Genomic DNA, 13,179 nt, shown 5'->3' with positions numbered 1-13,179 from the left:
TGGTCTTCACGGCCGCGCCACCGAGAACTGCATCTTCTGCGGCTGCCGCGCCTGCGCCTCCCGGCAGGTCGCGAACACCTCGGCCAGTACCGCGCGGGTGTCGCGCGGGTCGATCACGCCGTCGTCGAGCAGGCGGGCGCTGGTGGCGAACACGCTCATCTGGCTGTCGAAGCGCTCCACGATGCGGCGCTCCAGCTCATCGAGCTTGCCTTGGTCCACTGCGCCCTTGCGGCGCATGGCGGCCTCGGTGACCATGCGCATCGTGCCCGCGGCCTGCTCGCCCCCCATCACGGCGGTGCGCGCATTGGGCCAGCTGAAGCAGAAGCGCGGCGCGAAGCCGCGGCCGCACATGCCGTAGTTGCCGGCGCCGTAGGAGGCGCCGCAGTAGATCGTTACCTGCGGCACGGTGGCATTGGTCACGGCCTGGATCATCTTGGAGCCGTGCTTGATCATGCCGCCTTCCTCGTAGGCCTTGCCCACCATGAAGCCGGTCGTGTTGTTCAGGTAGAGCAGGGGCGTGCGCGACTGGCAGCAGGCCTGGATGAAGTGGGTGGCCTTGTTGGCGCCGGCGATGTCGATCGGGCCGTTGTTGGTGATCACGCCGAGCGGCCAGCCTTCCAGCCGCAGGTGGCCGCAGACGGTGCCGGGGCCGTAGTCGGCGCCGAATTCTAGGAACTGCGATCCGTCGGCAATGCGCGCGATGACTTCGCGCATGTCCACCGGGCGCTTCAGGTCGGCCGGCATGATGCCCAGCAGTTCCTCGCGGTCGTGGCGGGGTGGCTCGAAGTCGCGCGCCGCGCTGCCCGTGCGGTCCCAGTCGATCTGCGCCAGGATGTCGCGCGCGATCCGCAACGCGTCGCGGTCGTCCTCGGCCAGGTAGTCGCCCAGGCCCGAGATGGAGGTGTGCATCACGGCGCCGCCCAGTTCCTCCTCGGTCGCGATCTCGCCGGTGGCGGCCTTGAGCAGCGGCGGTCCGGCCAGGAAGGCGCGCGAGCGGCCGCGCACCAGCACAATGTAGTCGGACAGCCCGGTCTGGTAGGCGCCGCCGGCCGTGGAGGAGCCGTGCGTGACGGTGACCACCGGCAGCCCGGCCGCCGACAGCCGCGCCAGGTTGCGGAACGTGGCGCCGCCGCGGATGAAGTCCTCCACGCGGTACTCCAGCAGGTTGGCGCCGGCCGACTCGACCAGCTGCACGTAGGGCAGCTTGTTCTCCAGCGCCAGCTCCTGCACCCGCAGGATCTTGTCCAGGCCCATCGGCTGCAGGGCGCCGGCGTCGATGCCGGCGTCGGACACCAGCACCATGCAGCGCACGCCGCTGACGAAGCCGATGCCGGCGATCACGCCGCCGCCTGGCACGCTGCGCCCCAGGTCGGGCGTGTCCAGCCCCAGGCCGGCCAGGGTGGCCAGTTCGAGGAAGGGGGCGCCCGGGTCCAGCAGCAGGGCCAGGCGGTCGCGCGGCAGCAACTGGCCGCGCTGTTCGAAGCGCTCGCGCGAGGCGGCCGACCGGGCCTGGGTGCGCTGCTCGCAGTCGCGCACCTGCTGCAGCAGGCCGAGCATGTGCTGGCGGTTGGCCGCGAAGGCGGCGCTGCCGGGGGCGAGGGTGGATTCGATGACGGGCATGGCGGGTTCCCCGTCATTCCCGCGAAGGCGGGAATCCGCGCAGCGCGGTGCCGGGCGCCGCAGGCGCGTTGCGCTGGATCCTCCGCCTTCGCGGAGGATGACAAGGTTCTGTTGAACTCTCGGGCAGCCTAGCCAATCCGTCCCTCGCGGTCTTGCGCCAACTGGCTGGCGCGCCACTTGGGCAGCAGGAACGCCGGCTGGTAGCTCTGCTTGGTGCGGCGGAAGTTGGGCAGCCCCAGGTCCTGCTCGAAGTTGAGCCATTGGGCCGGGCGCGGCGCGTGCAGCGCGAAGTGCTGGAACAGGTATTGCGCCACGCCGGTGTAGCGCGCCAGTCCCTTGGCGAAGCGGATCACCCAGGCGCCGGGCTGCAGCTCCTCGGCCAGCAGGAAACCGGCCGGCGCCCCGTCGGCGCGGACCATGAACCCCTCCAGCCCCAGCTCGGCCGCATGGGCCAGCGCCTCGCGGCAGGGCAGGTCGTCGGCCTCGCCGGGCTGCTTGTGCTTGTCGGCCAGCCAGCCGTCCAGCACGGCCAGCGCCTCGTCGCGCAGGGTCGGCGCGTAGGGCAGGGCGGTGACGGCATGGGCCGAGGTGAACTGCGCCATCAGATTGCGCTTCTTGTGCAGCACGCGACCGGGGTAGCGGCGGAACTGCTCGGCCGGATAGACGTAGTCGGCGTCGTCGGGATTGGCGTCGACGCGGAATCGGAGCGGGTCCAGGACGGCGATTTCGCGCCCGGACAGCGGGAACAGGCTGCCGTGCCGGCCGGTCATGTCCTGCAGCGCCGCCGCAGGAGCGGTGGCGAGGTCGAACAGCGGCAGCACGTGCGAGTCGCCGTCGTAGCTGCGACCGCTGATCAACGGCCACTCGCCCTCGTGGAAGCGCCAGCCATGCGCCCGCCGGAACAGCCACAGGTTGCAGTACGACAGGTCGGCCGGCGCCCGCTCGCCCAGCCCGGCGATCCGCGCCTGGAGCAGCGGCTGCACGCGCGGCGCCAGCTGGAGCGTGAGTTCGACGCCTTCGCCGGCCATTACAGCCCCAGTTGCCGCGCGGCCAGGTCCTTGAGGATCTCCTCCGAGCCGCCGCCGATCATCATCACCTTGACCTCGCGGTAGATGCGCTCGGAGCGGGTGCCGCGCATGAAGCCCATGCCGCCCAGGATCTGCACCGCCTGGTCGGCGCAGGCCTGCAGGGCGCGCGTGGCCAGCACCTTGGCCATCGCGGTGCGCGCCACCAGCTCGGGGCCGTCGCCCACGCCGTGGTCCAGCCGCCAGGCCAGCTCGTACACGTAGCTGCGCGCGGCCTCCAGCTGCAGGGTCATGTCCACCAGCTTGTGGCGGATCACCTGGCGCTCGACCAGCGGCTGGCCGAAGGTGCGGCGCTCGCGCGCCCAGGCGGTGGCTTCCTCCAGGCAGGCCGCCGCGAACGCGCAGGCGCTGGCCGCCATGCCGAGCCGCTCGGCGTTGAAGTTGTGCATGAAGACCTTGAAGCCCTGGCCCTCGGCGCCCAGCAGGTAGGCGGCGGGCACGCGCACGTGGTCGAAGTGCAGGTGGGCGGTGTCGGAGCACCACCAGCCCATCTTCTTCAGCGGCGTGCGCGTGATCCCCGGGCTGTCGCCGGGCACCAGCAAGGCGGAGATGCCGCCGGGGCCGCGGTTGGCCGGGTCGGTGCGCACCGCCAGCGTGAGCCAGTCGGCGCGCATGCCGGAGGTGATGAAGGTCTTCTCGCCGTCGACGACGTAGTGGTCGCCCTCGCGCACGGCGGTGGTCCTGAGCGCGGCCACGTCGGAGCCCGCGCCCGGCTCGGTGACCGCCAGCGCGCTGATCCGCTCGCCGGCCAGCACGGCGGGAATGACCTGGTCCTGCAGCGCCTCACTGCCCCAGCGCGCCACCGGCGGCAGGCCGATGGTGTGCGACAGCAGCGAGGCGAGCACGCCGCCGCTGCCGGCGCGGGCCAGCTCCTCGAAGGCGGCCAGCTGGAAGAAGGTGTCGGCCGGGGTGCCGCCATGGCGCTCGTCGAAGCCGATGCCCAGCAGGCCGATGCCGGCGGCCTTGCGGTACAGCTCGCGCGGGAAGGTCTGCGCCTCGTCCCATTCGTTCACGAAGGGTGCGATCTCGCGCTCGACGAAGGCACGGACCGTGGCGCGGAAGGCTTCGTGCTCGGGGGTGAAGCAGTGCGGCAGGGGCGGCAGGGCGGACATGGGGCGAGTGTGCGGCAATCGCCCGGCTGCGTTCTTGCGTGAACTGGCTCCGCCAGCGCCCCTTGTCGCCGCCTTGGCCCTCAAGCCATCGCCGCCTGCGCGATCACCCGCAGCTTCCTCGACCCGGCCACGATGTCGCGCGGCTTGAGGCCGTAGCTCTGCCGGATCGAGTGGCTGAAGTGGCTGGAGTCGGGGTAGCCGATGTCCAGCGCCAGGTCCACCAAGGGCGGCGCGGCGCTGACGTGGTGCAGCAGGCTGCGCGCGCGCTTCCAGCTGCGCAGGCTGCGGAACGGCACGCCGGCCTGCTCGCGGAACAGGTGCAGGAAGCGCGAGAACGACAGGCCGGCCTGGCGCGCGCCGTCGTGCGCCGACAGCGCCGCCGAAGGGTCGGCGCGCAGCCGTTCCAGCACGGCGGCGATGCGCGGGTCGAGCGGGCGGGCCGCCAGCGGTGCGCCGAAGAACAGGGGATCGAAATCGGCCGGGCGCAGGTCCAGGCCCGCTCCCGCCGCGACCATGCGCGCATGGCACTGCCGCACGTGGGCGGCGAACGCCGGGGCGCGGACCGCGCCGTTCGCGCGCAGCAGCTCGGGCAGGCGGGCCGGGTCCACCGTCTCGGGTTCGAGCAGCAGGCCGATCGCGTGGCGGCCTTCGCAGGCCACCTGGTAGGGCCTGCCGGGCTGGACCACCGCGACTTCGGCCGTTTGCCACTCGCCGCCCTGCAGGCGCAGCTTCAGCGGCGCCTCGGCTGCGACGTGCACCGTCAGGCTGCCGCGCGTGTGCATCGAAGGCTCGCCCAGCAGGCCGGCGTAGAACACCCGCTCCGGGGTGATCCACATCAGCCGCTCGCCGCTGGCCAGCCGGCGCGGGAACGGGACGGGGAACGGATCGGATCGCATCACTCGAACGTGCCGTGGCGGCCTTCGCCTGCCGCGAAGCGCACTGCGCCCTGCAGGGCGTGGGTGATGCACGGCGCGCCGCCCTGCCATTCCTGCTGCAGCGCCTGCGGCAGCGGCAGGTCCCACTGGCGGTAGGCGCTCAGGCGGTCGGCGCGCAGGGTCTCCTGCGGAAACGCGGCGAGGCGGCGGGCCAGCTCCAGCGCCGCCTCGCGCGCCTGGCCGTTGGGCACCACGCGGTTGCACAGGCCGATGCGCAGGGCTTCCGCGCTGTCGACCTTTCGGCCGGTGAGGATCAGGTCCATGGCATGGCCCATGCCGACCAGCCGCGGCAGCCGCACCGTGCCGCCGTCGATCAGCGGCACGCCGAAGCGGCGGCAGAACACGCCGAAGTAGGCGTCCTGCTCCATCACCCGCAGGTCGCACCACAGGGCCAGCTCCATCCCGCCGGCCACGGCGGCGCCGCTGACGGCGGCGATCACCGGCTTGGACAGCAGCAGGCGCGAGGGGCCCATCGGGCCGCGCGGCTGACGGGCGTCCGGTTCGAAGTCCAGGCCCGCGAAGGCGTCGGTCGGGTCGTCGGCCGCGAGCCGGGCGCCGAACTGCAGGTCCCAGCCGGCGCAGAAATGGCCGTGGGCGCCGTGGAAGACGGCCACGCGGGCGTCGTCGTCCTCGTCGAAGGCCACGAAGGCCTCGTGCAGCTGGCGCGCGGTGTCCTCGTCGACCGCGTTGCGCACCTGCGGCCGGTCCAGTGTCACGAGGGTGACGGGTCCCTCCTTCTCGATTCGTACGGCGCTGTCCATGGCGGCATTAGATCGGTCACTGCCTGCACCCGCAATCGTCGTCTCTCCGGACGAACCCTGTAGGGCGCGGGCAGCAGGCACGGCTATAACCGGCGCCAACGGAAAGGGGCTCGGGGCGCAGTGCAATTCCTACAACTGGTGATCAGCGGCATCGCACAGGGATGCATCTACGGGCTGATCGCGCTGGGCTTCGTGCTCATCTACAAGGCCACCGAAACCGTCAGCTTCGCCCAGGGCGAGCTGATGATGCTCGGCGCGTTCGGCGGCTACGCAGCGATCACCTTCCTGGGCATGCCGTTCTGGCTGGCCGTGCTGTCGGCCATCGCGGCGATGGCGGTGTTCGGCGTGCTGGTCGAACGGGTGGTGATCCGCCCGATCCTGGGCCAGCCGGCGTTCTCCATCGTGATGCTGACCATCGGCATCGGCTACGTGGCGCGCGGCGCCATCACCATGATCCCGGGCATCGGCACCGAGACGCACACGCTGGCCGTGCCCTACAGGAACGAGATCTGGAAGGCCGGCGGGCTGGTGATCAATGCCGAGCAGGTGGTGGTGATCGTCGCCACCGCGCTGCTGTGCGCGCTGCTGTACGCCACCTTCCGCTACAGCAAGGTCGGCATCGCGATGCAGGCGGCTTCGCAGAACCAGCTGGCGGCCTATTACATGGGCATCCCGGTGCGGCGCCTCAACAGCCTGGTGTGGGGCCTGGCGGCGGCGGTGGCGGCCATCGCCGGCCTGCTGCTGGCGCCCATCACCTTCGTGCACGCCAACATGGGGTTCATCGGTCTCAAGGCCTTCCCGGCCGCGGTGGTCGGCGGCTTCGGCAGCCTGCCCGGCGCCATCGTCGGCGGGCTGATCATCGGCATCGTCGAGTCGCTGTCCGGCTTCTACCTGCCCGAAGGCTTCAAGGACATCGCCGCCTACATCGTGGTGCTGCTGATGCTGGTGGTCATGCCGAACGGCTTGTTCGGGGAAAAACTGAGGAAGAAGGTTTGATCGCCGTTGCCATCACCAGGGGGCGCGGCTGACATGCGCTTCATCTTCAAGACCGACTACGCCCAGGACATCCGGCTGGTCCAGCATGGCGGCCACGCGTTCTGGTACAGCCTGCTGGGGCTGGTGCTGGCGGCGGCGCCCTGGCTGATGTCGGAGTACCTGCTGGCGCAACTGACCTTCGTGCTGATCTACGGCATCGTCGGCCTGGGCCTGATGCTGCTGGCCGGCTTCACCGGGCTGTTCTCGCTCGGGCACGCCGCCTTCTTCGGCGTCGGCGCGTACGCGCAGGCGGTGCTGACCAACATGGGCTGGCCGTTCCCGCTGGCCATGGCGGTGGCCGGCCTGCTGGCGGCTGCCGTCGGCGTGGTGGTGGGGCTGCCGGCGCTGCGGGTGAAGGGCATCTACCTGGGCATCGCCACGCTGGCCTTCGGCTTCATCGTGGAGGAGGGCTTCGCCCGCTGGGAGTCGGTGACCGGCGGCAACTCCGGCCTGGCGGTGGACGTGCCCAAGGCGTTCGGCTGGGCGGCCGACGGCGCGACCTCGTTCTACTTCGTCTGCCTGGTCACCGCGGTGGGGGCCACGCTGGCCTGCCGCAACCTGCTGCGCGCGCCCACCGGCCGCGCCTTCGTGGCGATCCGCGACTCGGAGATCTCGGCCCAGAGCATGGGCATCCACCTCGCGTACTACAAGACCCTGAGCTTCGCCATCTCGGCGGCGCTGGCCGGCATCGGCGGCGCGCTGTACGCGCACCAGATCCGGTTCCTCTCGCCCGACCAGTTCAACATCATCCAGTCGATCGACCTGCTGCTGATGGTGGTGATCGGCGGGCTCGGCTCGCTGCACGGGGCCTTCCTCGGCGCGATCTTCCTGATCGGGCTGCCGCAGGCGATCTCGGCGGTCAAGGACTTCTTGCCCGAGGCCATCGGCAATGCGCCGGGCCTGAAGGCGGTGGTGTACGGCGCGGTGCTGATCGCCTTCGTGCTGTTCGAGCCGCTCGGCCTGTACGGCCGCTGGCTGAAGGTGCGCACCTGGTTCCAGCTGTTCCCGTTCTACCGCCAGGGCATGTTCCGGCGGCAGAAGGCCTTCCAGAAGTCGGAGCGCTTGCGGTGAGCGAAGTCCTGCTATCGGCCAAGAACCTGTCGGTGCGCTTCGGCGGCGTGCTGGCCGTGAACGACGTCAGCTTCGACGTGCGGCGCGGCGAGGTGTTCACCCTGATCGGCCCGAACGGCGCCGGCAAGACCACGGTGTTCAACCTGATCAGCCGCATCTACCAGCCCACCACCGGCCACATCGATTTCGAGGGCGGGCCGCTGACGGCGCTGCCGCCGCACCGCATCGCCCAGCTGGGCATCGCGCGTACCTTCCAGAACATCGAGCTGTTCGAGCACGCCACCGTGCTGCAGAACCTGCTGATCGGCCGCCACACGCACCGGCGCACCGGCCTGTGGGCCGACCTGCTGTTCACGCCCGGCGCGCGCGCGGCGGAGATCGAGGCGCGCGAGAAGGTCGAGCGCGTGATCGAACTGCTGGACCTGCAGCACCACCGCGAATCGATGGTCGCGGGCCTGCCCTATGGCGTGCGCAAGGTGGTGGAGCTGGCGCGCGCCCTGTGCACCGAGCCGAAGCTGCTGCTGCTGGACGAGCCCTCGTCCGGCCTGAACGTGGAGGAGACCGAGGACATGGCGTTCTGGATCCAGGACATCCAGAAGGAGCTGGGCATCACCGTGCTGATGGTGGAGCACGACATGACGCTGGTGTCCAAGGTGTCCGACCGGGTGCTGGCCATGAACCAGGGCGAGGTGCTGGCCATGGGCCGCCCGGCCGAGGTGCAGGGGCACCCCGGCGTGATCGAGGCCTATCTCGGCTCGGTCGAGGACGTCGCTTCCCTGCGGAGGGCGGCTGCATGAAGTCGGCGTGCGGCGAGGGGGCTGCGATGGGCAGCGCCACCGGCACCCCGGTGCTCAAGCTGGCCAACGTCGAATCGGCCTACGGGCCGGTCAAGGCGATCCGCGGCGTCAGCCTGCAGGTGCGCCGCGGCGAAATCGCCACCGTGCTGGGCTCCAACGGCGCCGGCAAGACCACCATCCTCAAGACCATCTCGGGGATCATCGACCCGCTCAAGGGCCAGGTGGAGTTCAAGGGCGAACCCATCACCGCGCGCGACCCGGCCGAGATCGTGCAGCTGGGCCTGTCGCACGTGCCGGAGGGCCGCGAGGTGTTCCCGCTGCTGTCGGTGCGCGACAACCTGGCCATGGGCGCCTACACCCGCAAGGACAAGGACGGGGTGGCGCGCGACGTCGAGGCGGTGTTCCACTATTTCCCGATCCTCAAGGAGCGCGCCGCGCAGGACGCCGGCCTGCTGTCGGGCGGGCAGCAGCAGATGCTGGCGATCTCGCGCGCCATCATGGCCGCGCCCGAGCTGATCCTGCTGGACGAGCCCAGCCTGGGGCTGTCGCCCAAGCTGACCAAGGAGATCTTCGAGATCGTGGTGCGCATCAACCGCGAGCGCGGCACCACCATCCTGCTGGTGGAGCAGAACGCCAACATGGCCCTGAACGCCGCCGACTACGGCTACGTGCTGGAGAACGGCCGCATCGTGATGGAGGACACCTGTGCCCGCCTGCGCGAGAAGGAGGACATCAAGGAGTTCTACCTGGGCATGAAGGAAGCCGGCGCGCGCGGCGAGCGCCGCTGGAAGAAGAAGAAGACCTGGCGGTGAGCACGGCATGAGCAACCTCTGGAACCTCTCCCACATCCAGCCCCGCACCGAGGTCGTGCTGGAGGGCGACACCATCGCCGCCCTGTTCTGGAACGCGGTGGCCAAGCGCGGCCCGCAGGTCTGGCTGCGGCAAAAGCAGCTCGGCATCTGGCGCAGCCACACCTGGTCGCAGGTGGGCGAGGCGGTGCGCGAGATCGCCGGCGGGCTGATGGCGCTCGGCTTCCGGCGCGGCGACACGGCCTCGATCCTGTCCAACACCGTGCTCGAATGGGTGCTGGCCGACCTGGCCGTGCTGTCCTGCAACGGCGTGTCCAGCGGCATCTACCCGACCGACGCACCCAACCAGGTGCAGTACCTGTGCGAGGACTCGGGCACCCGCATCCTGTTCGTGGAGGACGACGAGCAGCTCGACAAGGCGCTGTCGGTGCGCGAGCGGCTGCCGGCGCTGGAGAAGATCGTGGTGTTCGACATGGAGGGCCTGCGCGACCTCGACGACCCCGGCGTGATCAGCCTCGATGCGCTGCGCGAGATCGGGCGCGGCTGGAACACGCAGCACCCGGATGCGGTGGCCGAGCGCGCCGCCGGGTGCAAGCCGGGCGACCTGGCGATCCTGGTCTACACCTCCGGCACCACCGGCAAGCCCAAGGGCGCCATGCACAGCCACCACGGCCTGGTCTATACCGCGCGCGGCTTCAACACCCTGATCGCGCGCAACGAGAAGGACGAGTGCATGTGCTTCCTGCCCCTGTGCCACATCGCCGAGCGCATGGGCGGCGAGTACTTCTCCCTCTACACCGGCGCCAAGCTCAATTTCGTCGAGAACCCCGAGACGGTGCCGGAGAACGTGCGCGAGATCGCGCCCACCGTCTTCACCGCGGTGCCGCGCGTGTGGGAGAAGTTCTATTCGGGCGTGACCATCGCGCTCAAGGAAGCCAGCGCGCTGCAGCGCGTCGCCTACGGCTGGGCGATCGGCGTCGGCCGCGAGATCGCCGAGCGGGTGCTGCAAGGGCGGCCGGTGGGCGGGCTGCTGAAGGCCAAGTTCACGCTGGCGCGCTGGATCGCGCTGGACAACGTGCGCAAGCTGATCGGCATCCACCGAGCGCGCTTCCTGGTCACCGGCGCCGCGCCGATCTCGCCCGAACTGGTGAAGTGGTACCTGGCGCTGGGCGTGCCGATGCTGGAGGTGTGGGGCATGACCGAGACCTGCGGCGCCTCCACCGGCGTGCCGGCCAGCCGCATCAAGCCCGGCTCGATCGGCCCGGCCGCCAGCTTCAACGAGGTCAAGCTCGATCCGGCCACCGGCGAGATCCTGGTGCGCGGCCCGAACGTGTTCATGGGCTACCTCAACCTGCCCGAGAAGACCCGCGAGACCCTCGACGCCGACGGCTGGCTGCACACCGGCGACGTCGGCACGGTGGACGCCGAGGGCTACTTTCGCATCACCGACCGGATGAAGGACATCATCATCACGGCCGGCGGCAAGAACGTCACGCCCAGCGAGCTGGAGAACGAGCTGAAGTTCTCGCCCTACATCACCGACGCCGTGGTGATCGGCGACCGGCGCGCCTACCTCACGGTGATCGTGATGATCGACCAGGAGAACGTCGAGAAGTACGCGCAGGACCGCGACGTGCCGTTCAGCAATTACGCCAGCTTGACACGTGCACCCGAAATCCAGGAATTGATCCAGGCCGAGATCGACCGCGTCAACGCCGGGTTCGCGCGGGTCGAGCAAATCAAGAAGTTCTTCCTGCTGGACACGCAGCTCACCGCCGAAGACGAGGAGCTCACGCCCACCATGAAGCTCAAGCGCAAGCTGGTGGAGAAGAAGTACGCCCCCCAGATCGAAGCGATGTACGGCTAGCCAACCCCAACGAAGGAGACACGCATCATGAAACGCAAGCTCGCCGCCGCCGCGGCACTGGCCCTGGCGGCTGGCCTCGCCGGCGCCCAGAACAGCAACCAGGGGGTGAGCAAGGACGAGATCGTCCTGGGCTCGATCCAGGACCTGTCGGGCCCGCTGGCCGGGTTCGGCAAGCAGGTGCGCCTGGGCATGATGCTGCGCGTCGACGAGCTCAACGAGCAGGGCGGCATCAACGGCCGCAAGGTCCGCCTGATCGTCGAGGACTCCGGCTACGACCCGCGCAAGGCGGTGCTGGCGGCGCAGAAGCTGGTCAACCAGGACAAGATCTTCGCCATGGTGGCGCACATCGGCACGGCCCAGAACATGGCCGCCATGCCGGTGCAGTTCCAGAAGAACGTGATCAACTTCTACCCGGTGACGGCGGCGCGCGAGATGTACGAGCCGCACCACCGCCTGAAGTACGCCTTCGCCGCCACCTACTACGACCAGATCCGTGTCGCCCTGCCCAAGCTGGTGAAGGAGAAGGACGCCAAGAAGGTCTGCACCATCTACCAGGACGACGAGTTCGGCCTGGAGGTCATGCGCGGCGGCGAGGACGGCCTCAAGGCGGCGGGCATGGCATTCGCCGAGAAGACCACCTTCAAGCGCGGCGCCACCGACTTCTCCTCGCAGGTGGCGCGCATGAAGGCGGCCGGCTGCGACCTGGTGGTGCTGGGCACCATCATCCGCGAGACCATCGGCACCATCGGCGAGTCGCGCAAGACCGGCTTCAACCCGACCTTCCTGGGCTCCAGCGCCGCCTACACCGACCTGATCCACAAGCTGGGCGGCCCGGCCATGAACGGCCTGTACGCCACCATGACGGTGCAGCATCCCTACCTGGACGAAGCCTCGCAGCCGATCCGCTTCTGGGCCAACAAGTACAAGACCAAGTTCAACGAGGACCCGACCGTTTTCTCGGTCTATGGCTGGGGCGCCATCGATGCCTTCGCCCGCGCTGCCAGCAAGGCCGGCGGCCAGCTGACCACCGACAGTTTCGTCAAGGCCATGGACAGCATGGTGTACCCGCCCGACATCTTCGGCAGCGCCGAGGCGACGTTCAGCGCGACCAAGCGCCTGGGCAGCAACCAGGCGCGCCTGTCGCAGATCCAGGACGGCAAGTGGAAGGTGATCTCCGACTACGTCAAGCCGTAAGGCGGTGGGGCCGCGGCCCCGTCCGTGCAGCGAGGCCGGGCTTTGCCCGGCCTTTTGCATGGGCGCGGCCGTGCGCGAAGCGCTCATGCCTGCTCCGGCGCACCTGGCGCTCAAGCCGTCCTGCGGACGTCGCGGCGGAGCCAGTAGTACCCGCCGGCGAGCACGGCCGACGTGACGACGGCGGTCATGAGGAGGGCCGGTTGCGGCTGCTCGAAGGCCGCCAGGCTGCCCGCGGCACGCAACGCCTGCACCACCCCGAACGTGCCCAGGAAGTTGTGGAAGACGATGGTGCCGGCGACGTCGCGGCTCAGGAAGAAGAACGCGCTGGTGGCGAGGCCTACCACCGACAGGAGGGCGACCATCCTCCACGTGTTGAAGGGTGGGCTGTGCGCGAAGTGGTAGATCCCGAACGACAGGCTCGCAACGATGGCCGCAACCGCCAGGGCGGTGGCCCGGCCTCGCGAACCCAGGGCTGCCTCCACCGCACGCCCGACCAGCGCCCAGCACACCAGCACTTCGGCTGCCGAAACGACGAAGACCTGGGCGAAGGCGTTCAGGATGACCACCGGGTGGGTGGAGGGCGTGCCCTGGATCCGGTAGAAGGCCAGCCCCGCGACGGCACCGACGGCAATCCAGGCCGCACTGCGCCGGCCGGATCCGAAGCCGCTTCGGCCTGGGTCCATCGAATCATCTCGCCAGCGGCGCAAGATGAGCATGCCGAGCGCGAGGCCGATGAGCAGGTTGGCAACCAGAGCGTAGATGGCACGGTCGAGGGCGGCATCCGGCCTTCGCAGGGCCTCGATGCGTCCCTCGAGCAACCAGGTCGCTGCCGTCCAGAGCGCGAACGCACCGACCGCTGTGCCGACGACCCTTCGTGTGTGCATCCTTGCCTC

The 13,179-nt window shown here is 69.9% G+C and carries 12 protein-coding genes; 6 read left to right on the top strand and 6 right to left on the bottom strand.

Annotated elements, in window-relative coordinates; all coding sequences use genetic code 11:
- Nucleotides 1-6: 6 nt before the first annotated feature.
- The 5 genes from PE066_RS02050 to PE066_RS02030 form a co-directional block, all read right to left on the bottom strand.
- Nucleotides 7-1,620, bottom strand: a complete 1,614-nt coding sequence (locus PE066_RS02050) for an acyl-CoA carboxylase subunit beta (protein ID WP_271234900.1) — start codon at nt 1,618-1,620, stop codon at nt 7-9.
- Between the two features lie 128 nt (nt 1,621-1,748).
- Nucleotides 1,749-2,648, bottom strand: coding sequence for a phosphatidylglycerol lysyltransferase domain-containing protein (locus PE066_RS02045; RefSeq protein WP_271234899.1), 900 nt, complete (start codon nt 2,646-2,648; stop codon nt 1,749-1,751).
- Nucleotides 2,648-3,817 (bottom strand): acyl-CoA dehydrogenase family protein, encoded by a 1,170-nt coding sequence (locus tag PE066_RS02040; RefSeq protein ID WP_271234898.1) that lies wholly within the window; start codon nt 3,815-3,817, stop codon nt 2,648-2,650. The genes PE066_RS02045 and PE066_RS02040 overlap by 1 nt, the downstream gene beginning before the upstream one ends.
- Before the next feature lie 80 nt (nt 3,818-3,897).
- Complete coding sequence (locus PE066_RS02035; RefSeq protein WP_271234897.1) at nt 3,898-4,713, bottom strand: helix-turn-helix domain-containing protein; 816 nt, start codon at nt 4,711-4,713, stop codon at nt 3,898-3,900.
- The gene (locus PE066_RS02030; protein ID WP_271234896.1) at nt 4,713-5,513 is read right to left on the bottom strand and encodes a crotonase/enoyl-CoA hydratase family protein; all 801 of its coding nucleotides are present in this window, start codon (nt 5,511-5,513) and stop codon (nt 4,713-4,715) included. The genes PE066_RS02035 and PE066_RS02030 overlap by 1 nt, the downstream gene beginning before the upstream one ends.
- 120 nt (nt 5,514-5,633) lie before the next feature.
- On the opposite strand from PE066_RS02030, the gene PE066_RS02025 reads away from it, so the two are divergent.
- From PE066_RS02025 to PE066_RS02000, 6 genes are read left to right on the top strand one after another with little or no spacing between them, the layout of a single operon-like run.
- The gene (locus PE066_RS02025) at nt 5,634-6,509 is read left to right on the top strand and encodes a branched-chain amino acid ABC transporter permease (RefSeq protein ID WP_271234895.1); all 876 of its coding nucleotides are present in this window, start codon (nt 5,634-5,636) and stop codon (nt 6,507-6,509) included.
- A gap of 33 nt (nt 6,510-6,542) precedes the next feature.
- Nucleotides 6,543-7,619 carry a branched-chain amino acid ABC transporter permease gene (locus tag PE066_RS02020; RefSeq protein ID WP_271234894.1) on the top strand — a complete coding sequence of 359 codons (1,077 nt, stop codon included), beginning with the start codon at nt 6,543-6,545 and terminating at the stop codon, nt 7,617-7,619.
- Nucleotides 7,616-8,416 (top strand): ABC transporter ATP-binding protein, encoded by an 801-nt coding sequence (locus PE066_RS02015; protein WP_271234893.1) that lies wholly within the window; start codon nt 7,616-7,618, stop codon nt 8,414-8,416. Before PE066_RS02020 ends, PE066_RS02015 begins: the two co-directional genes overlap by 4 nt.
- On the top strand, nt 8,413-9,228 hold the full coding sequence (locus tag PE066_RS02010; RefSeq protein WP_271234892.1) for an ABC transporter ATP-binding protein: 816 nt from the start codon (nt 8,413-8,415) through the stop codon (nt 9,226-9,228). Before PE066_RS02015 ends, PE066_RS02010 begins: the two co-directional genes overlap by 4 nt.
- A gap of 7 nt (nt 9,229-9,235) precedes the next feature.
- The gene (locus tag PE066_RS02005) at nt 9,236-11,092 is read left to right on the top strand and encodes an AMP-dependent synthetase/ligase (RefSeq protein WP_271234891.1); all 1,857 of its coding nucleotides are present in this window, start codon (nt 9,236-9,238) and stop codon (nt 11,090-11,092) included.
- A gap of 27 nt (nt 11,093-11,119) precedes the next feature.
- On the top strand, nt 11,120-12,286 hold the full coding sequence (locus PE066_RS02000) for an ABC transporter substrate-binding protein (RefSeq protein WP_271234890.1): 1,167 nt from the start codon (nt 11,120-11,122) through the stop codon (nt 12,284-12,286).
- A gap of 110 nt (nt 12,287-12,396) precedes the next feature.
- On the opposite strand, the gene PE066_RS01995 is transcribed toward PE066_RS02000, so the two are convergent.
- A complete protein-coding gene (locus PE066_RS01995; RefSeq protein WP_271234889.1) occupies nt 12,397-13,170 on the bottom strand; it encodes a hypothetical protein in 774 nt (257 codons plus the stop codon).
- Nucleotides 13,171-13,179: the final 9 nt, after the last annotated feature.

Origin of the sequence: Ramlibacter tataouinensis (assembly GCF_027941915.1) — a bacterium.
GTDB lineage: Bacteria > Pseudomonadota > Gammaproteobacteria > Burkholderiales > Burkholderiaceae_C > Ramlibacter > Ramlibacter tataouinensis_C.
This window is presented reverse-complemented; position numbering and strand designations above follow the sequence as displayed.